General features: G+C 74.6%; 24 protein-coding genes. 20 read left to right on the top strand and 4 right to left on the bottom strand.

The features are described from left to right. The first annotated feature begins 18 nt into the window (after positions 1-18). From QQK22_RS05815 to QQK22_RS05870, 11 genes are all read left to right on the top strand, one after another. Positions 19-1,119, top strand: coding sequence for an aminotransferase class V-fold PLP-dependent enzyme (locus tag QQK22_RS05815; RefSeq protein ID WP_284250066.1), 1,101 nt, complete (start codon positions 19-21; stop codon positions 1,117-1,119). A 133-nt stretch (positions 1,120-1,252) separates the two neighbouring features. Next, a complete protein-coding gene (locus QQK22_RS05820) occupies positions 1,253-1,990 on the top strand; it encodes a YqjF family protein (RefSeq protein ID WP_284250067.1) in 738 nt (245 codons plus the stop codon). Positions 1,991-2,039: 49 nt separating this feature from the next. Further along, positions 2,040-2,732: an alpha/beta fold hydrolase gene (locus QQK22_RS18605; protein WP_348525515.1), complete on the top strand. Its 693-nt coding sequence runs from the start codon at positions 2,040-2,042 to the stop codon at positions 2,730-2,732. A gap of 291 nt (positions 2,733-3,023) precedes the next feature. Further along, positions 3,024-4,562 (top strand): sodium:solute symporter family protein, encoded by a 1,539-nt coding sequence (locus tag QQK22_RS05835; RefSeq protein ID WP_284250069.1) that lies wholly within the window; start codon positions 3,024-3,026, stop codon positions 4,560-4,562. Then, the gene (locus tag QQK22_RS05840; protein WP_284250071.1) at positions 4,559-5,887 is read left to right on the top strand and encodes an AGE family epimerase/isomerase; all 1,329 of its coding nucleotides are present in this window, start codon (positions 4,559-4,561) and stop codon (positions 5,885-5,887) included. The genes QQK22_RS05835 and QQK22_RS05840 overlap by 4 nt, the downstream gene beginning before the upstream one ends. Then, positions 5,884-6,669: a 6-phosphogluconolactonase gene (locus tag QQK22_RS05845; RefSeq protein ID WP_284250072.1), complete on the top strand. Its 786-nt coding sequence runs from the start codon at positions 5,884-5,886 to the stop codon at positions 6,667-6,669. The genes QQK22_RS05840 and QQK22_RS05845 overlap by 4 nt, the downstream gene beginning before the upstream one ends. Continuing rightward, on the top strand, positions 6,666-6,875 hold the full coding sequence (locus tag QQK22_RS05850; protein ID WP_284250074.1) for an SIS domain-containing protein: 210 nt from the start codon (positions 6,666-6,668) through the stop codon (positions 6,873-6,875). Before QQK22_RS05845 ends, QQK22_RS05850 begins: the two co-directional genes overlap by 4 nt. Next, the gene (locus QQK22_RS05855) at positions 6,875-7,429 is read left to right on the top strand and encodes a sugar isomerase domain-containing protein (protein ID WP_284250075.1); all 555 of its coding nucleotides are present in this window, start codon (positions 6,875-6,877) and stop codon (positions 7,427-7,429) included. Before QQK22_RS05850 ends, QQK22_RS05855 begins: the two co-directional genes overlap by 1 nt. Positions 7,430-7,982: 553 nt before the next feature. Beyond that, a complete protein-coding gene (locus QQK22_RS05860; RefSeq protein WP_284250076.1) occupies positions 7,983-8,564 on the top strand; it encodes a hypothetical protein in 582 nt (193 codons plus the stop codon). 922 nt (positions 8,565-9,486) lie between these two features. Next, on the top strand, positions 9,487-9,771 hold the full coding sequence (locus QQK22_RS05865; protein ID WP_284250077.1) for a hypothetical protein: 285 nt from the start codon (positions 9,487-9,489) through the stop codon (positions 9,769-9,771). Continuing rightward, entirely contained in the window at positions 9,753-10,658 is a 906-nt protein-coding gene (locus QQK22_RS05870) for a LacI family DNA-binding transcriptional regulator (protein ID WP_284250078.1), read from the top strand. Before QQK22_RS05865 ends, QQK22_RS05870 begins: the two co-directional genes overlap by 19 nt. 101 nt (positions 10,659-10,759) lie before the next feature. On the opposite strand, the gene QQK22_RS05875 is transcribed toward QQK22_RS05870, so the two are convergent. Continuing rightward, complete coding sequence (locus QQK22_RS05875; RefSeq protein WP_284250079.1) at positions 10,760-11,122, bottom strand: DUF2200 domain-containing protein; 363 nt, start codon at positions 11,120-11,122, stop codon at positions 10,760-10,762. 13 nt (positions 11,123-11,135) lie between these two features. Beyond that, a complete protein-coding gene (locus QQK22_RS05880) occupies positions 11,136-12,401 on the bottom strand; it encodes an FAD-binding protein (RefSeq protein WP_284250081.1) in 1,266 nt (421 codons plus the stop codon). 122 nt (positions 12,402-12,523) lie between these two features. Here QQK22_RS05880 and QQK22_RS05885 point away from each other — a divergent pair, with 122 nt between their 5' ends. After that, positions 12,524-13,138, top strand: a complete 615-nt coding sequence (locus QQK22_RS05885; RefSeq protein ID WP_284250083.1) for a thymidine kinase — start codon at positions 12,524-12,526, stop codon at positions 13,136-13,138. A gap of 46 nt (positions 13,139-13,184) precedes the next feature. Then, the gene (locus tag QQK22_RS05890) at positions 13,185-13,742 is read left to right on the top strand and encodes a dihydrofolate reductase family protein (RefSeq protein WP_284250084.1); all 558 of its coding nucleotides are present in this window, start codon (positions 13,185-13,187) and stop codon (positions 13,740-13,742) included. Positions 13,743-13,752: 10 nt separating this feature from the next. Here the strand turns inward: QQK22_RS05890 and QQK22_RS05895 are convergent, their stop codons facing one another. Beyond that, on the bottom strand, positions 13,753-14,136 hold the full coding sequence (locus tag QQK22_RS05895; protein WP_284250085.1) for a DUF1304 domain-containing protein: 384 nt from the start codon (positions 14,134-14,136) through the stop codon (positions 13,753-13,755). A gap of 94 nt (positions 14,137-14,230) precedes the next feature. Between QQK22_RS05895 and QQK22_RS05900 the strand changes: the two genes are divergently transcribed. Further along, positions 14,231-14,752, top strand: coding sequence for a PH domain-containing protein (locus tag QQK22_RS05900; RefSeq protein WP_284250086.1), 522 nt, complete (start codon positions 14,231-14,233; stop codon positions 14,750-14,752). Positions 14,753-14,954: 202 nt separating this feature from the next. Here the strand turns inward: QQK22_RS05900 and QQK22_RS05905 are convergent, their stop codons facing one another. Continuing rightward, positions 14,955-16,520, bottom strand: coding sequence for a glutamyl-tRNA reductase (locus QQK22_RS05905; protein WP_284250087.1), 1,566 nt, complete (start codon positions 16,518-16,520; stop codon positions 14,955-14,957). Positions 16,521-16,662: 142 nt separating this feature from the next. Between QQK22_RS05905 and hemE the strand changes: the two genes are divergently transcribed. The 6 genes from hemE to QQK22_RS05935 are packed head-to-tail and all read left to right on the top strand — an operon-like array spanning position 16,663 to position 22,825. After that, positions 16,663-17,790 (top strand): uroporphyrinogen decarboxylase, encoded by a 1,128-nt coding sequence (gene hemE, locus QQK22_RS05910; protein ID WP_284250088.1) that lies wholly within the window; start codon positions 16,663-16,665, stop codon positions 17,788-17,790. Then, positions 17,787-19,187, top strand: coding sequence for a protoporphyrinogen/coproporphyrinogen oxidase (locus tag QQK22_RS05915; protein ID WP_284250089.1), 1,401 nt, complete (start codon positions 17,787-17,789; stop codon positions 19,185-19,187). The genes hemE and QQK22_RS05915 overlap by 4 nt, the downstream gene beginning before the upstream one ends. Then, a complete protein-coding gene (hemQ, locus tag QQK22_RS05920; RefSeq protein WP_284250090.1) occupies positions 19,184-19,837 on the top strand; it encodes a hydrogen peroxide-dependent heme synthase in 654 nt (217 codons plus the stop codon). Before QQK22_RS05915 ends, hemQ begins: the two co-directional genes overlap by 4 nt. Next, positions 19,834-21,024, top strand: a complete 1,191-nt coding sequence (locus QQK22_RS05925) for a ferrochelatase (protein WP_284250091.1) — start codon at positions 19,834-19,836, stop codon at positions 21,022-21,024. The genes hemQ and QQK22_RS05925 overlap by 4 nt, the downstream gene beginning before the upstream one ends. Next, positions 21,021-22,223 (top strand): hydroxymethylbilane synthase, encoded by a 1,203-nt coding sequence (gene hemC, locus QQK22_RS05930; protein ID WP_284250093.1) that lies wholly within the window; start codon positions 21,021-21,023, stop codon positions 22,221-22,223. The genes QQK22_RS05925 and hemC overlap by 4 nt, the downstream gene beginning before the upstream one ends. Then, positions 22,169-22,825, top strand: a complete 657-nt coding sequence (locus QQK22_RS05935) for a uroporphyrinogen-III synthase (RefSeq protein ID WP_284250094.1) — start codon at positions 22,169-22,171, stop codon at positions 22,823-22,825. Before hemC ends, QQK22_RS05935 begins: the two co-directional genes overlap by 55 nt. Positions 22,826-22,832 lie beyond the last annotated feature (7 nt).

Below are 22,832 nucleotides of genomic sequence, written 5' to 3' on the forward strand. Positions count from 1 at the left end.
CGTCGCCAGGCTGGAGGTATGACCGCAGCGACCACGATCTTCTCCCACCGGGACGACGCCGCGGCGGCCTCGGTCGACGCGCTGCGGGCGGCCTACCCGCAGGTGCGCGGTCACCTCGACGCCGCGACCTGCGGTCTGCCCCTGCTCGGCACCGTCGTGGCGATGCAGCGCGCGCTCCAGGAGTGGCAGGACGGGGCGGCGTGCGCGGTCCGCTACGGCGAGACCGTCGAGCGCGCCCGGGGTCTGGCCGCGCGCGTCCTCGGCGTCCCGACGTCGTGGGTCGCCACGGGGTCCCAGACCTCCGTGGCGGTCGGGACCGTGGCGGCCGGGCTGCCCGACGGCGCCCGCGTCGTCGTCGTCGAGGACGACTTCACCTCCGTCACCTACCCGTTCACGCAGCACGCCGACCGCGGGATCGAGGTCGTCGCCGTGCCGCTCGAGGGGCTGGCCGACGCCGTCGCGCGGGGGTGCGACGCCGTCGCGTTCTCGCTCGTCGCCTCGCGCACGGGCCACCTCGCCGACGTGGACGCGGTCCTCGAGGCCGCCCACGACGTCGGGGCGCTCACGCTCGCCGACCTCACCCAGGCGGCCGGGTGGCTGCCGGTGACGGCCGAACGCTTCGACGTCACCGTCACCTCCGGCTACAAGTGGCTCTCGTGCCCCCGCGGTACCGCCGTCACGACGGTCGCCCCCGCGGCACGCGACCACCTCCGCGCGACGTCGGCCGGCTGGTACGCGAGCGAGAGCCCGTGGGACGGGGTCTACGGCACGACACCGCGGCTCGCGCCCGACGCGCGGCGGTTCGACGTCTCACCCGCGTGGCTCGCCTGGGTCGGTGCCGTGCCCGCGCTCGAGGCGTACGCCGCCGTCGACCTCGCGGGGGTGCGGGACCACGACGTCGCCCTCGCGAACGCGTTCCGGGCCGGTGTCGACCTGCCGCCGGGGGAGAGCGCGATCATCTCGCTACCCGATCCCGACGGCGCGGCGCGCGCCCGGCTCGAGGCCGCCGGCTGCCGCGTGGCCGGTCGCGGCGGCGGGGTGCGGCTGGCCTTCCACGTCTGGAGCGACGCCGAGGACGTCGAGCTCGCGCTCGCCTCGCTGGGCACCGGGGTCATCTGACCCGGTCCGCACGAGCTTCCTCGCAGGGGTCGGCACGACACCGGCGCCGCCCGGCGGTCCCGCGCCTCGTCGAGTCGTGCGACCTGGTCGGTTCGGACGCACCTGTCCGCCGAGGTGCCGCGATGATGGTCGCGTGACCGTGACCCCCTTCGCGCCGCAGCTGACCGGACCCTGGATCATGAGCCAGACGTGGGCCGACCTGACCTTCGTGCACTGGGCGGTCGACCCCGAGCGGGTCGCCCCGCTGATGCCGGCCGGCACGCGCCCCGACGTCCTCGACGGCGCGACGTACGTCGGACTGATCCCGTTCGTGATGCGCCGGGCGGGTCTCGGTCGTGGCCCGGCGATCCCGTGGTTCGGGGATTTCCTCGAGACGAACGTCAGGCTCTACTCCGTCGACGACGACGGGCGGCACGGCGTCGTGTTCCGTTCGCTGGAGACGAACCGGCTCGCGGTCGCTCTGGGAGCGCGGCTCTCGTTCGCGACCCCGTACACGTGGGCACGAATGTCGTTGCACCGCGAGGGGGACGTCCTGGACTACCGCACCCGTCGTCGGTGGCCGTCGCCCCGCGGGGCTGTTTCCCGCATCACCGTCCGCCGCGGGCGGGTGATCGCCGAGCCGGACGATCTCTCGGTGTTCGTCAGTGCGCGGTTCGGCCTGCACACCCGGCACCTCGGCCGCACGTGGTGGGTGCCGAACACCCACGCGCCGTGGGGCCTGCGCGGGGGCGAGCTGCTCCACCTCGACGACGACCTCGTGGCCGCGGCCGGTCTGCCGGGAGTCACGGCCGGGGCCCCGGCGTCGGTGATGGTGGCCGATCCCGTCCACACGACATTCGGTGTGCCCCGGCTCGTCAGGGAGCGCGGGTGAACGCCGACCGGACCGACATCCGCCCGACGTGCCACGGAGGAGACCGCGCATGAAGCTGAACACGGAGCACCACGGATCGGGCCCCCGGACGGTCGCCCTGATCCACGGCCTCGCGAACGACAGCACCGTCTGGGCCGGCCTCGTCGACCTCGCGGTCGCGACCGGTCGGTACACCGTCATCACCGTCGACCTCCGTGGTCACGGTCGCTCCGACCGGGCGCCGACCTACTCCGTCGAGGACTTCGCCGACGACCTGGTCGAGACGCTCCCGGCGAACGTCCACGGCGTCGTCTCGCACTCCCTGGGCGGCGCCGTCGTCGCGCGAGCGGTGCACCGGCTCGCACCCGTGTGTGCGGTGTACCTCGACCCCGGCTTCAGGCTCGCGCTGCCCGACACCGGGATCGGCGGGTTCCTGGTCCGCCGCGTGCGCTGGTCGATCCCGCTGCTCGCCGCCGTCCGTGGCAGGGGGTGCGCACTCCCACCCTCAGCCACGAGGCGAAGGTGCTCGAGAACGCGGCGCAGGGACTCTGGGACAGGGGCATGGCCCTGTCCGTCCTGCAGGACGTCGCGCTCCACCCCTACCGCCCCACCCGCCAGGAGGCCAGGTCCACGGTGGTCCTCTCGGGGGATGCGACCTACGTCGTCCCCGATCCGTTGCCCGAACAGCTGGTCGCGGCCGGCTGGGACGTCGTGCGGGAGGACTCGCTCGGACACGCGATGGTGCTGGAGGACCCCTGGGTGACGTGGCAGCTCGTCGAGGCCGCCCTCTGACGCCGACGCGGCAGCGGAGGTCCACGGCCTGACCTCCGACGGGTGGGACGTCGGCCCCCGGGTGCGCTCGTCCGCACGATCGTCGTGGTGGCGCGCGACGCCGTCGTACCCGGGGTGGTCCCAGGCCCCGGCGGGCCTCGGTGCACGTTTCACCCGTGTCACAAGTGCGTGACGTCTTGACGACCTGACCCTCCCGACGTTGCCGTGCAAACGTTTGCATGCAAGCGTCCCAGCACTCGCCCCACAGGAAGGTGCATCGCACATGGGAGCTCTGGACTGGGCCGTCATCGGCCTCTACATGCTGGTCATGATCGGCATCGGGATCTGGTCGAAGCGGAAGGTGACCGACGCCTCGGAGTTCTACGTCGCGGGCGGCAAGCTGCCCGCCTGGCTGGTCGGGATCTCCCACCACATGTCGGGCTACTCGGCCGCCGTGTTCGTCGGCTACGCCGCGCTGGCCTACACGACCGGCTTCGCGGTCTACGTGTGGTGGGCGCTGAGCATCACGGTGGCCTGCGCCGTCGGCGCCTGGCTGTTCGCGCCCCGCTGGCCGCGCCTGCGGCAGCGCCTCGGCGTCATCTCGCCGCTGGAGTACCTCGCCACGCGCTTCAACGTGCCGACCGAGCAGCTGCTGGCGTGGTCGGGTGCGGCGCTGAAGATCTTCGACGTCGCGGCCAAGTGGGTCGCGAGCGCCATCCTGCTCGAGGTCTTCGCCGGGCTGCCGCTGATCTGGGGCATCCTCGTGGTCGGCGGCGTCACGATGATCTACTGCACCATCGGCGGGATCTGGGCCGACGTCATGACCGACCTCGGCCAGTTCGTGATCCAGCTCGTGGCGGCCGTGGCGATGTTCGGAATCGTGATCGTGCACCTCGACGGGTTCAGCTCGCTGTGGACGATGTGGGACCAGCTCCCGGCGGGGCACTCCTCGGCGTTCAACAACGACCTGACGATCGGGTTCTTCATCGCCTACTGCATCATCTCGACGCTGTCCTACAACGGCGGCACCTGGAACCTCGCGATGCGCCTCATCGCGACGAAGGACGGCCGCGAGGCCCGCCGGTCGATGCTCTACTCCGGCGTGCTGTACCTGGTCTGGCCGCTCGTGCTGTTCGTGCCGATGTGGGCCGCCCCGATCTTCTTCCCGAACCTGGACAACCCCGAGCAGTCCTACGCCCTGATGGCGCAGGAGTTCCTGCCCGCGGGACTCGTCGGTCTCGTGCTCGCCGGCATGTTCGCCCACACGATGGCGATGACCGGTTCGGACGCCAACGCGATCTCCTCGGTCGTGGTGCGCGACATCATCCCGACGCTGCGGCGCGACAAGTCGTTCCTCCCGGAGAAGCGCGAGCTCTTCATGGCGCGGTTGACCACGTTCCTGTTCATCGTCCTGTCGATGGGGATCGCGCTCGCCTCCGACAGCTTCGGGGGTGTGCTGGGTCTGCTGATCCTGTGGTTCGGGGCGCTCGTGGGGCCGATCGCCGTCCCGATGCTGCTCGGTCTGCTGCCCGCGTTCCGCCGCTCCGGCTCGGCCGCCGCGATCACCTCCTGGGCCGTGGGCCTCGTGGTCTTCGCGGTCAACCGCTACGTGCTGAACGACGAGATCGCCGCCCTCGGCACCGCGAACGCGCAGACCATCTCGGTGGCGGCGCCCGTCACGTGCTCGATCATCGTGTTCATCGTCTACGGCTTCGTCCGCCCGTCCGTGCGCCCCGAGGTCGACGAGCTCGTGGACGCCCTCGGTCGTGAGGACGAGCCGAAGCCCGCCGACGAGACGCGGACCGCCGGGGTCACCGCGTGACGGCGGGCCCCCACGAGGTCGACGCCGCCGCGTCGGTGACCGCCGCGGACCCGTCCCGCACCGTGCGGGAGCACCTCGACCAGGACGTCCTGGGGTGGTGGGAGCGGTACGGCGCAGACGACGTCCACGGCGGCGTGCGCACCTGTCTCGGCGGCGACGGCGAGGTCCTCAGCGAGGACCGCTACACCTGGTCGCAGGGCCGGTGGGCGTGGCTGTGCGCCCTCGTCGCCGACGAGATCGACGCGGGAGCCCTCACGGGGGACGCCGCGGTGTGGCGGGCGCGAGCCCGCCACGCCGCGGACCTCCTGGCGGCGCGCGCCGTCCTGCCCGGCGGGTCGACGATCTTCTGCCTGACCCGCGACGGCGATCCGGTCCCGCAGGAGGGCGGCCGCCTGGACAGCAGCGTCTTCGCCGACCTGTTCGCGGTGCTCGGGCTGGCCGGCGCGGTCCGCGCGGGTGCGACCGAGCACCTGGCGACGGCCGAGCGTGTGCTCGTCGCCGCCGAGCGCGCGATCCACGACCGCACCGCCCCGACCGAGCCGTACCCCGTCCCGCCGGGCTACCGCGACCTGGCGGGTCCGATGTCGCTGCTGCACGCGGCGGCCGAGCTGTGCGACGTCGGCGGCGGGCCCGAGGTCCGTGCCGTCCTCGTGCGCTCCGCGGACACGCTGGTGGGGCCGGACGGCCTGCTCGGCGTCGACCGCTGGTGGGAGATGCGCCCGGACGACGCCGCGGAGAACGACACCCTGCTCGCGCGCCACGTGACGCCCGGGCACCTGCTCGAGTGCCTGTGGATGCTCGTGCACGCGGCGCGCACGGCACCGGAGATCGCCGTCGACCCCGAGCTCCTCGAGCACCTCGCCCTGCGGGCGCTCGAGACGGGGTGGGACCCCGAGCACGGCGGGCTGCTGCGCTACACCGACCGCGACGGCGGGCGCCCGCGCGGCCGCCGCACCGGTGAGGACCGGTACACCGAGCTCCTCGAGCGCACCTGGGACACCAAGCTCTGGTGGGTGCACGCCGAGGCGCTCTACGCGACCGCGCTGCTCGCGCAGCACTGCGGCTCCCGCCGGCTGGAACGCTGGTACGACCGCGTCCGGCACTGGACCCTCGCGACCTTCCCGGCGGCCGGCGGCGCGGAGTGGACCCAGATCCGTGACCGCACCGGCGCACCGCTCGAGGCCGTCGTCGCCCTGCCGCTCAAGGACCCGATGCACGTGGCGCGCTCCCTCGCGCTGCTCGGCCGCATCCGACCGGACGCCACCATGCCGTCCTCACCCTCCTCACCCGCCCGACCCGAGACCGACCACGAGGTACCCGCATGACCCTGACACCGACCACGACGCACCCGCTCCACGTCCGCACCCTGGCCGACGCCGACGCGCTCGGCGAGGCGGCCGCGCTCGTCGCGGCCGACCGGCTGCGCACCGCCGTCGCCGAGCGCGGCCGTGCCCGCCTGATGCTCGCCGCGGCGCCCAGCCAGAGCGCGACCCTGCGCTGGCTCGTGCGCGCCGACGGCATCGCGTGGGACCGCGTGGAGGCCTTCCACATGGACGACTACGTGGGGCTCGACCCGGCCGCCCCGCAGGGGTTCGGCACGTGGCTGCACACCCACCTGCTCGACCACGTCGGCATGGGCCGGTTCCACCGCATCGACGCCACCCGCCCCGCGGACGAGGCCGCGGCGGCCTACCGTGAGGCCATGGGCGAGGAGGAGTTCGACGTCGTGCTCTGCGGCCTGGGCGTGAACGGCCACCTCGCGTTCAACGACCCGCCGGCCGACCTGGCCGACCCGCTGTCCGCGCGGGTGGTCGAGCTCGACGAGGTCTCGCGGCAGCAGCAGGTCGACGAGGGGCACTTCCCCGAGCTGGACGCCGTGCCGCCGCACGCCGTCACCGTCACGATCCCGCGGCTGCTGCACACCCGCACCGTCGTCGCCTCCGTGCCCACCGCCGCCAAGCGCGAGGCCGTGCGCCAGACGCTCGGCGAGCCGGTTTCCGGCGCCCACCCCGGCACCGCGCTGCGGACGCACCCCGACGTGCACCTGTTCCTGGATCCGTCGTCGGACCCGGACTCGGACCCCGCCTCCGACCCGGCGGCCGCGTGAGCGGCGGCGCGGGTGCGGGCGCCCGCTACCTGGGCGCGGTGACCTCGCTCCTGGAGCGGATCCTCGAGGAGGAGGGCGACGCCGTCGCGAGTGCCGCCGAGCTGCTGCGGGACCAGGTGCTGGCCGACCGGCTCGTGCACGTCTACGGTCCGGGGGGCACTCCAACCTCGCCGCCCAGGAGCTGTTCTTCCGTGCGGGTGGGTTGATGCACGTCTCAGCCATCCTCGACTCGGGCACGCTCCTGTCCGACGGCGCGCTGCGCTCGATGGCCGTGGAGCGCACCCCGGGCTACGGCCGCCTCGTGATCGCGGACAACCGGCTGGGGGAGGGCGACCTCCTCGTGCTGGTGAACGCCTACGGCATCAACGCCGCGCTGATCGACGCCGCCCTGACGGCACGGGAGCGCGGCGTCGCGGTGATCGGCGTCTCGAGCCGGGAGCACGCCGTGGCGACCGCCCCGGACCACCCGGCGCGTCATCCCGGCGGTCACGACCTGCACGACGTCGTCGACCTCCACATCGACACCAAGGTGCCGGTGGGGGACGCCGTCGTCGAGGTCGACGGCGCCGCGGAGCGCACCGGTGCGATCTCCACCTTCGCCAACGCGTTCGCGCTCAACTGGCTGCTGGTGGAGACGGTCGAGGCGCTGGTGGCCGCGGGGGTCGACCCGCCGCTGTGGCGCTCGGGCAACGCCCCGGGCGGGGATGAGGCCAACGCGCGGTTCCTCGAGCGGTTCCGCGACCGGGTGAGGTGGCTGTGAGCGGGATCGACACGATCACGGGCCGCTGCGCCCGCACCGGTGACGTGCTGCGGGTAGCCGTCGCGGACGGGGTCGTGACCGGGGTCGAGCGCCGCACGCCCGCCGCGCGCGAGGAGATCGCCGACCTCCCCGTCCTCGCCCGCGGCATGGTGGACCTGCAGGTCAACGGCTACGGCGGGCACGACGTCAACGGCGAGGACCCGCTGACGGCCGTGCACGAGATCACGGCCACCCTCGCGCGGATCGGTGTCACCTCCTGGGTGCCCACGATCATCACGGCGCCCGAGGAGCGGATCGTGGCGGCTCTGCGCGCCGTCGCCCGGGCCCGGCGCGAGTCGCCGCAGGTGGCTGCCGCCGTCCCGTTCGCGCACGTCGAGGGCCCCTTCCTCTCCGACCACGACGGCGCGCGCGGGGTCCACGACACCGCGCACATCCGCCCGGTGGACTCCGGCGAGGTGGCGCGCTGGCACGAGGCAGGGCCGGTCGGGATCGTCACGCTGTCCCCGCACACGCCCGACGCCGCCGCGCACGTCGCCAGGATCGTGGCGGGGGTGTGCGGGTCGCCGTCGGGCACACCCACGCGAGCGGGGCGCAGGTGCGCGAGGCGGTCCGGGCCGGGGCGAGCCTGTCGACCCACCTGGGCAACGGCGTCGCGACCACCCTGCCGCGGCACCCGAACGTCATCTGGGCGCAGCTCGCGCACGACGACCTCACGTGCGGCTTCATCGCGGACGGGCACCACCTGCCGGCCGACACGCTGCAGGCGATGCTGCGCGCCAAGGGGCCGGGTCGCGCGTTCCTGGTCTCCGACGCGACGGCGATGGCCGGTCTCCCGCCTGGCCGCTACCGGGCACCGGTGGGCGGCGAGGTGGAGCTGACGCCCCAGGGGCGACTCTCCCCGGTGGGGTCGCCGCTGCTGGCGGGTGCCGCACGATCGCTCGCGGACGGGCTCGGTCACGTGGTCGCGGCGACCGCGACCACGCTGGCGGACGCGATCGACCTCGTCTCGACCGTGCCGGCCCGGATCGCCGGGATCGCGCCGGAGATCGCCGTCGGCGCGCCCGCGGACGTCGTGCTGCTGGAGGACGACGGCGCCGTGCGCGAGGTCCGGGTCGCGGGGCGGCGCGTGCCGTGACGGTGCTCGTGGGTGCCGCGACCCTGCCGCTGGAGCTGCCCGTCGGCAGCCCGATGGCGGGGTTCGCGGCGCGCTCGGGCCCCAGTACCGGTGTGCTGGACGAGCTGAGCGTGCGCGCGCTGGTGCTCGACGACGTCGTGATCCTCGCGCTCGACGTGTGCGGTCTGGACCGCTCGACGTGCGAGGCGATCGCCCGGGACGTGGCGCCCGACTCGCCCGGGGACGTCGTCGTCCACGCGACCCACACGCACGCGGCGCCGGGGGTGATGCAGGACGCGCTGGGCAGCACCGCCCCGGGGCTGGAGGACGTCGTGATCGCGGCTGCGAGGGCCGCCGTGCGCGCGGCGCGCGCGACGGCCACGCCGTGCACGCTCGAGCACGCGGCGTCCGAGGTGACGGGCGTCGTTCACGACCGCCGCCGCGGCGGCCGACCCCTGGCGCCGGCCCACTCGCTGCTCTGGCGGCGCCGCGACGGCGCCGTCTACGCGCGCCTAATCTCCTTCCCGTGCCACCCCGTCGTGCTGGACGCGACCAACCGCGGTCACTCGGCCGACTACATCGGTCACACCCGGCGCGCGCTCGAGGCGGCCGACGACGGCGCGCCGTGCCTGTTCCTCACGGGGTGCGCCGGCGACGTCAACACCGGCCACGCGGCGAGCGCGTCGCTGGTGACCGGGGACGGTCCCGCTCCCGGGCGGACCGCGGCCGACGCCGAGCGCCTCGGGCTCCGTGTGGCGGCCGCGGTCGCGGGTCCGCACGCCAGGCCCGTGGTGTGCGACGCCGTGCGCCGGACGACCCGGCCCGTCGCCCTCCCGTTCGCCGCGGTGGACGACGCCGTCGACCGAGGTGCCGGCGTGCCCGGGGAGCGGCTGCGCCCGCCCCCTGGCGCGGCGGCGTCACTGCGGTCCGCCTGGGCGACGTCGTGCTCGTCGCCCTGCCGGGCGAGCCGTTCCTGGAGACGGGCGACGCCGTCGCGACCGGTGTGCTCGCGGCCGCGGAGGCGCGCGCGGACGACGTGCGCGCCGTCGTCGTGGCCGGGTACTCGGGTGGTACTCCCGGCTACCTGCCGACGGCGCGCGCGTGGCCCGAGGGCGGGTACGAGGTGGCCGACGCGCACCGCTACTACGCGATGCCGGCGCCGTTCGCGCCCGAGGCCGCGGCGATCGTCGAGCGGGAGGCGGTGCTGGCGTGTCCGATCGTCCGCTGAGGCGCGCCCCGACGATCACGGAGATCGCGCGCGAGCTCGGGATCTCGCCGTCGACCGTCTCGAGGGCGTTCACGGCGCCCCGCCTGCTGCGACCCGAGACCGTGGAGCGCGTGACCCGCACGGCGGCCGCCCTCGGGTACGTGCCGAACGCGCACGCCCGGGCGCTCAGCACGGGGCTGCAGCACACGATCGGCGTCGTCGTGCCCGACATCGCCAACCCGTTCTTCCCGCCGCTGCTGCGCGCGGCGCAGCGCCGCGCGGAGGACCTGGGCTACGCCGTCATCTCCGCGGACAGCGACGGCGACCCCGCGCGCGAGCTGCGGCTCGTGCAGCGCCTGGCGCCGCAGGTGCAGGGGCTGGTGGTGGTCGGTCCGCGGGCGCCGGAGCGTGAGGTCGCGCTCGTCGCCCAGCGCCAGCGCGTGCTGTTCGTCAACCGGGACGTGTCGGGGACCCCGCGGGTGCTCGCGAGCGCGGGCCGGGCGCTGCGCGACGGCGTCGCCCACCTCCTGACCGCCGGCCACCGGCGCTTCGCCTACGTGGGTGGTCCGCGGCTGGCGTGGGCGCAGGAGGAGCGGCTGCGCACGGTGCGGGAGGCGCTGGCGGGAGGCGTCGAGCGCCTCGTCCTGGTGGAGACGACCGGCGGCACCTACGCCGAGGCGGTCGCGCTCGGACCCTCGCTCGCGGCCGCGGAGGTGACGGCGGTGGTGGCGTTCGACGACGTCGTCGCGCACGGCGTGGTGGACTCGCTGGTGGCCCAGGGGCTCGACGTGCCCCGCGACGTGAGCGTCCTGGGCTGCGACGACACGATCGCCGTCACCACGCACCCCCGCTCTCCAGCATCGCGCTGCAGGTCGCGCCGGCGGGGCGGCTCGCCGTCGACCTGCTGATCGACGCTCCCGCCCGCACGCTCGTGCCCGAGGGGCGCACGGTGCTCGAGGGCGAGCTCGTGCTGCGCGCGACGACGGGGCCGGCGCCAGCCTGACGGCCGTCAGGCGCTCCCGCGCAGGATCGAGGACATCTTCTTCCCGCGCGCCACCTCGTCGACGAGCTTGTCCATCCAGCGGATCCGCTGCATGAGCGGGTCCTCGACCTCCTCCACGCGGATGCCGCAGATCACGCCGGTGATGAGCGCGGTGTTCGGGTTCATCGACGGAGCCGTGGCGAAGAACGTCTCGAGGTCGCGCTCGTCCGCGATCGCCTCGGCGAGGCCGGCCTCGTCGTGACCCGTCAGCCAGCGGACGACCTCGTCGACCTCGGCGGCCGTGCGCCCCTTGCGCTCGACCTTCGCGACGTAGAGCCGGTGGATGCTGGCGAAGCTCGTGCCGAAGATGCGGTGCGGCGTGGTGGACATGGCTCGAGGGTAGTCAGGCGCCGGTGAGCCCGACGCGTCGCGTGAACGGACCGGCGAACACGCCCGCCGGGTCGCTCGCGTGCACGAGGGCGACGGCGTCGTCCCAGCGCGGGTAGCGGCGCGCGAGGTCGGTGGTGGCCATGACCTTGCCCCAGTGCGGTCGGTGCTCGAACGGCTCGAGCGCGGCCTCGAGCTCGGCGACGACGTCCGTCACCGCGGTGACGTCCTGTCGCCAGGTCGTGTGGATCCCGACGGTTGCGCGGCGGTGGGCGGAGGAGAGCCAGTGCTCGTCCGCCGCCATCGAGCGCAGCTCCGAGACGAGCACCAGGTCGCGGTGGCGCCCCAGCACCTGCGCGGCGGCGGCGACGGCCTCCCCGGCGACCGCCTGCGGCACGAGGTGCTCGCTCTGCAGCTCGGCGCCGGCCGAGGGCCGGTTCTCGATCCGGAAGTGCGGCAGCCTCGCCCACCACGGGCCGGTCTCGCCACCCTGCACCGTGCAGGAGGAGGCGTCCTCACCGGCGATGGGGTGGCGGGGGCCGTCCGCGAGGCGGCCGCCGAGACCGGAGAGGTCGGCCATCGGGGCGGCGTCGGTGCGGTGCTTGCGCCAGATCGAGGCGGATCCGTCCCAGCGCGTGAAGACGCTGACGCTGCTCGCGCTCGCGTGCACCGCGCCGAGGTTCGCCACGATCGCGGCCAGGTCGACGTCGTCGATCACGGTCTGCGCGACGTCGTAGGTCGGCTCGACCGCGAGGGTGACCGTGAGCACCGGCCCGAGCGCGCCGAGGGCGACGACGGAGCCGTGGAAGGCGGCGTCGCCGCGCGCGACGCGCCGCACCTCGCCGTCGACGCCCATGATCTCGAGTGCGACGACGGCGCCCGCCAGCGTGGTGGCGCCGTCGCCCGAGCCGTGGGTCGCCGTCGAGACGGCGCCGGCGACGCTGATGTGCGGCAGGGACGCCATCGCCGCGAGCGCGAAGCCGCGCTCGTGCAGCCACGGGCCGAGGGTGCCGTAGGTGAGCGACCCGGGCACGGTGACGGTGCGGGCGTCGGCGTCGAGCACGGGCTCCTCCCCGAGCCCGTCGAGGGCCACGAGGACGCCGGGGGAGTCCACGAGGTCGGTGAAGGAGTGGCGGGACCCGAGCGTGCGCACCGGCGTCCCCGAGGTCACGATCGAGGCGAGCTGCTCGCGCGAGGCGGGGACGAGCAGGGCCCCGGAGGCGTAGGTCCGGTGACCGGCCCAGACGGTGGGCACGGGGCGGGTGGCGACGTCGGGGAGCATGCTCCCAGCCTGCCATCTCCGGGCGCTGCTGGATCAGGCGTTTCGCATTGATGATGCACGATCTATCCGCTTGGATTGATGACGGGGTCGGTTCGCGATGTCGCTCCTCCTAGAATCGCCCGGTGGCCAAGCTCTACTTCCGCTACGGCGCGATGAACTCCGGCAAGTCGACCGCGCTGCTGCAGGCCGCCTACAACTACGAGGAACGCGGGCAGCAGGTGCTGCTGGCCAAGCCCGCGGTCGACACCAAGGCGGCGAACCACATCAGCAGCAGGCTCGGCGTGACGCGCGAGGTCGACTTCGCGATCGGGCCGGAGGACTCCTCCCGGGCGGCGTTCCGGTCGTGCGCGGGCGACCGTCCGGTGGCGTGCCTGCTCGTCGACGAGGCCCAGTTCCTCACCCCTGCCCAGGTCAACGACCTCCTGCGCATCGCGGTCCTCGACGGCATCCCGGTGCTCGCCTACGGCATCCGCACCGACTTCCGCACCGAGGCGTTCCCGGGCTCGCGTCGCCTCCTCGAGATCGCGCACAGCCTCGAGGAGCTCAAGACGATCTGCCGCTGCGGTCGCAAGGCGGTCTTCAACGGGCGCGTGCTGGACGGCCGGTTCGTGTTCGACGGCGACCAGGTCGCGATCGACGCCGGTCCGCAGGCGCACGACGGCGAGGTCACCTACGAGTCGCTGTGCGCGCAGTGCTACCTGCGCGAGTCGGGCGGGACGCTCGACGGGAAGGGCTGACGCCGCTGCGTCGCCGATGTCGGCGGCGCCCGCTAGCGTCGCGCGCATGGGACGGATCCTCTTCGACACCGCCACGACGCTGAACGGCTACCTCGCCGACGAGGACGACTCGCTCGCCTGGCTGTTCGCGGTCGAGGGCGGCGAGGTGCCGGAGGAGACCCTGTACCCGGCCTCCGCGACCGTGCTCGTCGAGGGGTCCAGCACCTACGAGTGGCTGCTGCGCGAGAACGATCTACTCGCCCACCCCGAGAAGTGGCAGGAGTTCCACGGCGCGAAGCCGACCTTCGTCTTCACCACGCGCGAGCTCCCGGTGCCCGACGGCGCGGACGTCCGGTTCGTCGCCGGCCCGGTCGCCGGCGCGATCGCCGCGATCCGCGAGGCGGCGGGAGACGGTGACGTCTGGGTGGTCGGTGGCGGCGACCTCGCCGGTCAGTTCCTCGACGCGGACCTCCTCGACCGGATCTCCATCTCGGTCGCGCCGGTCGCTCTCACGGGCGGGGCGCCGCTGCTTCCCCGGCGCGTCTCCGCGGACCGGCTCCGACTGGTGTCCGCGGAGGCGGTGGGCCAGTTCGCCCGGCTGGTCTACGAGGTGCGGCGCGGGTGAGGGTCCGGGATCAGAGCAGCCCGACGGCGAGCGCCACGGTACCGAGCAGCGGGATCACGAGCTGCTTCAGCGCGGCGCCGCGCTTGGCGGTCGAGCTGAGCAGCAGCACCAGGCCCGCCAGCACCATCGAGCCGGCGCCGGTGAACGCGAGCGTCGCGCCGACGGTGACCTGACCCGCCGCGACGAGGGCGGTGCCCGCCCCGGCCGCGATCGCGAGGAACAGGTTGTAGAAGCCCTGGTTGAAGGCCATCTCGCGGGTCGCCTCCGCGCTCTCGAGCGTGGTGCCGAACGTCGCACGCGTGCGCGGCGAGGTCCAGGTGAGCGACTCGAGCACGAAGATGTAGACGTGGATCAGGGCCGCGAGGCCGATGAGCACGAGTCCGACGGCGATCATCGCGGCGTCCGTTCTGACGGGAGGGTGGGGCCCGCCCAGGGTAGGACGATGCCGGGAGCCTCGCTCGCCGTCGGGACTGGATAGGGTGCCGCGCATGGGCTACCCGAAGGACACGCTCGCGGCCGACGAGCAGCTCGTCCTGCACAAGCACCCGCACTGGAAGACGCTGGTGCTGCCGTTCCTGGCGCTGGTCGTGCTGACCACCGCCGCGATCCTCGCCTGGCGGTGGAGCACGACGGCGGACGTGTCGGACTCGGCGGCCACCGCCGTCGGCATTGCGGTCGGGTCGCTGTGGCTGGTCGGTGTGCTCGTCCTGTTCGCGTGGCCGATGCTGCGCTGGTCGACGACGCACTTCGTGATCACCGACCGGCGGGTCATGTTCCGCACCGGGATCCTGACGCGAACGGGGATCGACATCCCGATGGCCCGGATCAACACGGTGCAGTTCCGCCACCACCTGATCGACCGGATCCTGCGGACCGGCACGCTGATCATCGAGTCGGCCTCGGACGACCCGCTCGAGTTCAGCCACATCCCGCACGTCGAGCGCGTGCACTCGATGCTCTACAACGAGGTGTTCGACACCCTGGGCGACGACGAGGCCGGGCGGCGCTAGTCCGACGGCGATCCTCTCGCGGAGGGTCGGCAAACCTCTCGGGGAGGGGCGACGAGGCTCTCGCGGTCAGAGGGTGGCGGTGGCCGACGTCAGGGCCGGCGCCTGCGCCGGTTCTCGTACCCGGATCGGTCGCAGCGATGCGGTGTGATGGTCCCGTCGCGCGACCGACTCGATTCCGCGCCGGGCCGTCACGAGCGGTCGCTCACCGGCGCCCGTCGTCCACGTCGCTCTGACCGCGCGCGAAGGATGATGACGACCAGCGCCGCGACGGCCAGGATGGCGATTCCGCTGGGCCACCACTCGACCCGGGATCCCGTGAACCGGGCGACGCAGGCGCAGCCGATGGCCCACAGTGCGATGACCGCGGCGAGATCGCGTGCAGTCTGCATGCGGACACCATAGGGGTGACGCGTCCAGAACCACCGGGGTGCGGAGCGAGGAGTTGCTTCGAGGGTCGGCAAACCTCTCGGGGAGGGTCAGCAAACCTCTCGCGACGAGGGGGTGGCGGTCGTCGGAGCGGGGGCTGGTCGGAGGACGCGGCCACCTCGACGCCGAGGACCACCTCGAGCGCCTGTTCGAACTCCGTGACGCGACCGTCGGCCGCCGCCTGGCGTGCGCGCACCGAGGGGGTGTGCTGCAGGACCCCGGCGAGGTGGCGCAGCGCCTCCTCGATCCGGTCGGCCTCCTGCTCGGACGTCGCCCGGCGGCGGGCCCGGGCGATCTCCGCGTCGAGCACCCCGCCGACGTGCGAGCGCAACGCGACCACGGCGTTCGAGGCGTCCTGCTGGGCGGTGAACTCCGACACGGCGTCGGCCACGAGGCCGGACGAGATGGCGTCGGAGGTGAGGCCGGGCAGGCGGGCGTGCTTGGCGATCGTCGCGAGGTCGAGGAGGTCGACGCCGACCAGCGCGCCGACGGCGGGGTCGACGTTGCGCGGCAGCCCGAGGTCGATCACGAGCAGGCGGCCGTGGGCCCGTGCGGCGACGTCGTGCTCGCCGATCGCGACGCGACCCGTGCAGGTCAGGACGACGTCGGCGTGCGCGATCCCGTCGGCGAGCGTGTCCGCGGCCGCGAGCGCCCGGACGCCGTGCCGGGCGGCGAACGCCTCGGCCCGGCCCGAGGCCGAGTAGACGGCGACGTCGTGCACCCCGCGGCCGGCGAGCGCCGCCACCGCGGTACGGGCGTGCGCGCCCGTACCGACGAGCAGCACCCGCGCCGTCCGCAGGTCGGTGAGGTGACCGGCCGCGAGCTCGAGCGCCAGCTGCGTCACCGAGGCGTCGTTCGTGCCGGGGGAGCGGCGTCGCACGTCGCGCGAGACGTGCATCGCGCGCTGGAAGGCCTGGTCCAGGGCGGTGGTGGTGAAGCCCGCCACGCGCGCCGCGTCGTAGTCGCGTCGCACCTGGCCGGCGATCTCCGGCTCGCCGACCACGAGCGAGTCGAGACCGCACGCGACGGAGAAGAGGTGGTTCACGGCGTCGGACTCCGAACGCACGGCCACCGAGTCGAGCAGCCGGGCCGGGTCCTCGCCGGTGCGCGAGGCGAGCGCCGTGACGAGGCGGGCGGTCACGTCGTCGCCCGACGCGGGCTCGACGTCGAGGTAGGCCTCGAGCCGGTTGCACGTGGACAGGACGACGGCGCCGGCGACCTCACCGCGCTCCATCGCCCCGGCGATCAGATCGGGGGTCCGCAGGCTCGCGAACGCCGCCGTCATCCGCTCCAGCACGTCGAAGCCCGCCGTGGCGTGGGTCAGCGACAGGGACAGGAGCATGCGGCCATGCTAGGTCGCTCCGGCGCACCCTCCCAGTAAGGCCAACCTCAGTAAAGCCGCAGGTCAGAGGTAGATGACGGCCTGTCACGACAGTTCGTCACGACATGTTCGCGCTCGTCCGCAACGGTGCGAGACTGACGAGGTGACCCTCCCTCCCAGCCACCCGATCCTCGACGGACGGACGACCGACGCGCCGCTCGTGCGCGCCTATCGCGGCCAGCTGCCGCAGCGCACGCCGGTGTGGTTCATGCGCCAGGCGGGTCGCTCGCTGCCGGAGTACCGGGAGCTGCGCGCCGGCGGCGACATGCTGGCCGCGTGCCTCGACCCGGCGATGGTGACCGAGATCACCCTGCAGCCGGTCCGCCGGCACGGCGTGGACGCCGCGATCCTCTTCAGCGACATCGTCATCCCCGTGCTGCTCGCCGGCGTGGACGTCAGCATCGTGCCCGGCCGCGGTCCCGTGTTCGCGACGCCGGTGCGCACCGCCGCCGACGTCGCCGCGCTGCCCACGCTCGAGGACGATGCGCTCGAGCCCATCCGCCAGGCGGTCGCCCTGCTCGTCGCCGAGCTCGGCGCCACCCCGCTGATCGCGTTCGCCGGCGCCCCCTTCACGCTGGCGTCCTACATGGTCGAGGGCGGTCCGTCCAAGGACCAGATGCGTGCCCGGACCCTGATGATGTCCGACCCGCAGGCGTGGTCGGCGCTGCTGGACTGGTGCGCCGGCGTCTCCGGCGCGTTCCTGCGCGCACAGGTGGCCGCCGGCGCGAGCGCGGCCCAGGTGTTCGACTCGTGGGTCGGGTCGCTGAGCCGCGAGACCTGGCGCACGTCGGTCGCGCGCCACACGGCGCGCACGTTCGCGGCGCTCGACGGTCTCGAGGGTCTGTCGGTCCCGCGGGTCCACTTCGGTCTGGGGTCGGCGAGCATCCTCGACCTCGCCCCCGGTCTCGGTGCCGACGCGGTGGGCGTCGACTGGCGCACCCCGCTGGACGAGGCCGCCCGGATCGTCCCGGGCTGGCCGCTTCAGGGCAACATCGACCCGGCCGTGCTCGGCGCCCCGTGGGAGGTCGTCGAGGCCCACGTCCTCGACGTGCTGCGCCGCGGCCGCTTCGCGCCCGCGCACGTGCTCAACCTCGGCCACGGGGTCCCGCCCGAGACCGACCCGACCGTCCTGACGCGCATCGTCGAGCTCGTGCACGCCCAGGGTGCGCCGATCGCCGCCGCCCCGGTGCACGCCGGCGCTCAGGTACGCGAGGAGGCGCCGACGGCATGAGGCACGTCGTCGTGGTGGGCGGGGGAGTGGCCGGTCTCGTGACCGCCCACGACCTCGCGCGCGCCGGCGTGCCCGTCACCGTCCTCGAGACCGCGGACCGCCTCGGCGGGCAGGTCGAGGCGATCGCGCTCGCGGGCCGGCGGCTCGACGTCGGCGCCGAGTCCTTCGCCACCCGCGGCGGTGTGGTCGACGCGCTGCTGCGCGACCTCGGCCTGGCCGACGACGTCGTGGCACCCGCGGCCGCACCCGCCTGGGTGCACGACGCCGCGTCGGGCCGGTCCTGGCCGCTCCCCGCGGCGGGCGTCCTGGGCATCCCGGTCCGCGCGCGCGACGCTGCCCGCGCCCTGGGGCCGTGGGGTGTTCTGCGGGCGGGCGCCGACCGGTTCCTCCCGCCCGTGCGACCGGCGGCCGACGCCACCGTGGGCGACGTCGTCGCCGCGCGCATGGGTGCGCGGGTGCGCGACCGGCTCGTCGACCCCGTGGTGCGCGGCGTCTACTCGACGCCGGCCTCCTCGCTCGCACTCGCGACGGCGTCTCCCGCCCTCGCGCGCGAGCTCACCACCGCGCGCACCCTCGCCGGTGCCGCGGCCCGCGTGCGTGCCGCCTCGCCGTCGGGCTCGCAGGTCGCGGGCGTGCGCGGCGGGATGGCGACGCTGGTGGAGTACCTCCACGACGCGATCCTGGCGGCCGGGGGCACCGTACGGACCGGCGTTCGCGTCACCGGGATCAGGGCCGACGGCGTGGACGTCCTCGTCAGTGCTGGCAGCCGTGGCGGCGACGGCGACGGCGCGGGTGCGGCCGAGCACCTCACGACCGAGCGCCTCACGACCGAGCACCTCGCCGCCGACCACGTGGTCGTCGCCGCGACCGGACCCGCCTCGCGCCCGACCCTGACGCGGCGCATCACCGTCGTGGCTGCCGCCGTTCGCGGATCCGGCCTCGACGCCACGCCGCGCGGGACCGGCGTCCTCGTCGCGTCGGGGGGCGGCGGCACCGGCGGTGGCGGCGCGACGCGCGCGCGGGCGCTCACGCACTCCAGCGCCAAGTGGTCGTGGCTCGCGGCCCGCGACGATGTCCACCTCGTACGGCTGTCCTACGACGCGCCCGACGCGGACGCCGACGCGATCGCTTCCGCCACGCCGACGCGGGACCAGGTCGAGCGCGACGTCCGCGCCCTGACCGGGGTGGGCGACGCCGTCGTGCTCGAGACGCTGACCCGCACGTGGACGCGTGTGATCGCCGTCGACCCGCTCACGCCCACCTCTCCCACCACGGTCCCGACCACCCTCGTGGGCGAGGCCTCGGGACGCACCGGCCTCGCCGCGATCGTGGCGCACGCGCGTGCGAGCGCCGCAGCACTCGTCGACCGACCCCTCACCGAAGGAGCACCAGCATGACCACCGAACGCCTCGGATACGCGCTCTGGGCGGTGTTCCGCCGCGACGGCGCGCACCCCGTGGCCGACGAGCTCGCGGGCGCCGCCCAGGAGATCGGCGCGCTCGGCGTCGAGCTGCGCGGCATCTACGACGTCTCGGGTCTGCGCGCGGACGCCGACCTCATGGTCTGGCTGACCGGTGAGGAGCCGGCCGCGATCCAGCGTGCGTTCCGCGTGCTGCGCCGCCTCGAGCCGTTCGCGTCGATGCCCGGCACCTGGAACGCGCTCGGCGTGCACCGCGAGGCCGAGTTCACCGCGAACCACTCGCCGGCGTACATGAAGGGCCTCCCGCCCAAGCCGTGGCTCACGGTCTACCCCTTCGTGCGCAGCTACGAGTGGTACGTGCTGCCGGAGGAGGAGCGCCGCGCGATGCTCGGCCAGCACGGCCGCTCCGGGGGCGCCTACCCCCAGGTGCAGACCAACACCGTCGCCAGCTTCGCGCTCGGCGACTACGAGTGGCTCCTCGCGCTCGAGGCGGACGAGCTGGTCGACCTCGTCGACCTGATGCGCCACCTGCGCGCCACCGACGCACGGCTGCACGTGCGCGAGGAGATCCCCTTCTTCACCGGACGCCTCGTGGGCGTCGACGAGATCGCGGAGGTCGTCGCATGACCAGCACCACCACACCCGACACCGGAACCACGTCGGCGCCGACCGTCATGTTCGCGTCGGCGGCCGCCGCCGCCGGCCCGGAGCACGTCGAGGTCCCCACGGCCTACGACGCGATCCTGCTCGCCGGGTTCGGCGGGCCGGAGGGTCAGGACGACGTCATCCCGTTCCTGCGCAACGTCACGCGCGGCCGCGGCATCCCGGACGAGCGGCTGGAGGAGGTGGCGCACCACTACCGCCACTTCGGCGGCGTCAGCCCGATCAACCAGCACAACCGCGAGCTCAAGGCCGCGCTCGAGGCCGAGCTCGCCGCACGCGGTATCGCGCTGCCCGTCTACTGGGGCAACCGCAACTGGGCGCCGTACCTCGAGGAGGCGGTCGCGGAGGCCGAGGCCGCGGGCGACACGACCCTCGTCGCGATCGCCACGAGCGCCTACTCGAGCTTCTCCTCGTGCCGCCAGTACCGCGAGGACTTCGCGCGCGTGCTGACCGAGACGGGGCTCGGCGGCCGCGTCACCATCGACAAGGTGCGGCCGTTCTTCGACCACCCCGGGTTCGTCCACACGTTCATCACCGGGGTGCGCGACGCCGTCGCGACCCTCACGGCCGACGGCGTGGCCCCGGGTGCGATCCGCGTCCTGTTCTCCACGCACAGCGTGCCGACGGCGGACGCCACGCGTTCCGGTCCGGCCCACCTCGACCTCGGCGAGGGTGGCGCGTACGAGGCCCAGCACCTGGCGGTCGCCGAGGTCGTCATGGCCGCGCAGGAGACGGAGATCGCCTGGAACCTGGTCTACCAGTCGCGCTCGGGTCCGCCCTCGCAGCCGTGGCTCGAGCCCGACATCAACGACGTGATCGAGCAGCTCCCCTCGCAGGGCGTCGAGGCGGTCGTCATCGTGCCGCTGGGGTTCGTGAGCGACCACATGGAGGTGATGTGGGACCTGGATGAGGAGGCGACCGAGACGGCCGCCGAGCACGGGCTGCGCTCGATCCGCACGCCCACGCCCGGGGTCGACCCCGCCTACGTCACCGGGCTGGTCGACCTCGTGCTCGAGCGCGTGAACGGGACGCCGAAGGCCGAGCGCCCCGCCATGACGAACCTCGGACCGTGGTTCGACGTGTGCCGCCCGGGGTGCTGCGAGAACGTCCGCGCCGGATTCAAGCCGGCCGCGTCCGGCGTCCTCCCGTGACCGCGCCGCTGCGGATCGGTACGCGCGCCAGCGCCCTCGCGCTGGCGCAGACCACCGCCTGGGCGGAGACGCTCGACCTGAGCGTCGGGTACGAGCTGGTGCGCATCACGTCGGAGGGCGACCGCAGCAGCGCGTCGCTCGCCTCGCTCGGCGGCACGGGCGTGTTCGTCTCCGCGCTGCGCGACGCGCTGCTGGACGGGCGCGTCGACGCGATCGTGCACTCGTTCAAGGACCTGCCGACGGCGCCCGCCGACGGCCTCGAGGTCGTGGCCGTCCCGCCGCGCGAGGACGCGCGCGACGCGCTCGTGGCGGCCGGCGGCCTCCGGCTCGAGGGGCTGCCCGAGGGCGCGTCGGTCGGGACGGGGTCGCCGCGTCGCCGGGCCCAGCTGCGGCGCCGGCGCCCGGACCTCGACGTGGTCGACATCCGGGGGAACGTCGACACGCGCCTGGGGCGCGTGCTGGGGGCGGACGTCGAGGAGGAGCGCCGGCTCGACGCCGTCGTGCTCGCCGCGGCGGGGCTCGCGCGCCTGGGGCGCGACGGTGTCGTGACCGAGCTGCTGGGGCTCGAGGAGTGGCCGTCGGCGCCGGCGCAGGGCGCTCTCGCCGTGGAGATGCGAGTTGACGCCGCTGCCGACCTGCGCGCCGCCGTCGCCGCCACGGACGACGCCGACGCCCGCCTCGCCGCCGACCTCGAGCGCGAGGTCCTGCGCGTGCTCGAGGCCGGGTGTGCCGCCCCGCTCGGGGTGAGCGCCGCCGTCGTGGCCGACCGGGTGGACGTGCGCGCGAGCGTCTACGCGCTGGACGGTTCCGACGAGGTCACCGTGACCGCACAGGAGTCGCGCGAGCGCGCCGCCGGCCTCGGGGAGCGGCTCGCACGCGAGCTGATCGCCGCCGGGGCCGCCGGGCTCGCCCCGCTGGGGCCGCGCGCGCATGAGACCGGGGTGCGTGGACGGTCGGGTGGTCGCGTGAGCGCGGCGCCCGGGTCCGACGAGCGCACCGGCGCCACCGGTCTGGCCGGGCGGACCGTCCTCGTGCCGCGGGGCGGTCCGCGCGGTCGGGCGTGGGCGCAGGAGGTCCTCGACCGGGGCGGTCGCGCGGTGCTCGCCCCCTGGTGGAGGTGGTCCCGCCGGCCGACGACGAGCCGTTGCGCGAGGCGCTGTCCGACCTCGACGGCGGGCGGTTCGGCTGGCTCGTGCTGACCAGCGTGAACGCCGTGGCCGCACTGACGGACCGCGGCGCCGAGCCGGGTGCCACACGGGTCGCCGCCGTGGGGGAGGAGACCGCACGCGCCGCGCGGCGCGCCGGCTGGGACGTCGCCCTGGTCCCGGACCGGCACGACGCCACGGGGCTCGTGGCGGCGTTCGCGGCCCTGCCGACCGGCGCCGCGGCGGGGACGCCCGTGCTGCTCCCGCTGTCGGCACGAGCGGCCGACACCGTCGCCGACGGCCTCGTGAACCTCGGCCTCGCCCCGGTGCGCGTGGACGCCTACGACCTGGCCGACGTCGACCCCGACCCCGTCGTCGTCGCGGCGCTCGCGCGCGGCGAGGTCGACGCCGTCCTCGTCACCTCCGGCTCGATCGCGCGCCGGGTCGCGGCGGTGTTCGCCCCGCTGCCGGCGGGGCTCGCCGTCGCGTGCATCGGCGAGCCGAGCGCGCGCGCCGCGCGGGAGGCGGGGCTCGCCGTCGCCGTCGTGGCGACCCGGGCGACGGGTGCCGGGACGGTCGCCGCGCTGGCCGCCCACCTCGCGCCCCTCGCCACCTCCATCACCACCACCCACGACCACCGGGAGCGACCGACGTGATCCCCAC

Origin of the sequence: Litorihabitans aurantiacus, from assembly GCF_030161595.1 — a bacterium.
Lineage (GTDB): Bacteria > Actinomycetota > Actinomycetes > Actinomycetales > Beutenbergiaceae > Litorihabitans > Litorihabitans aurantiacus.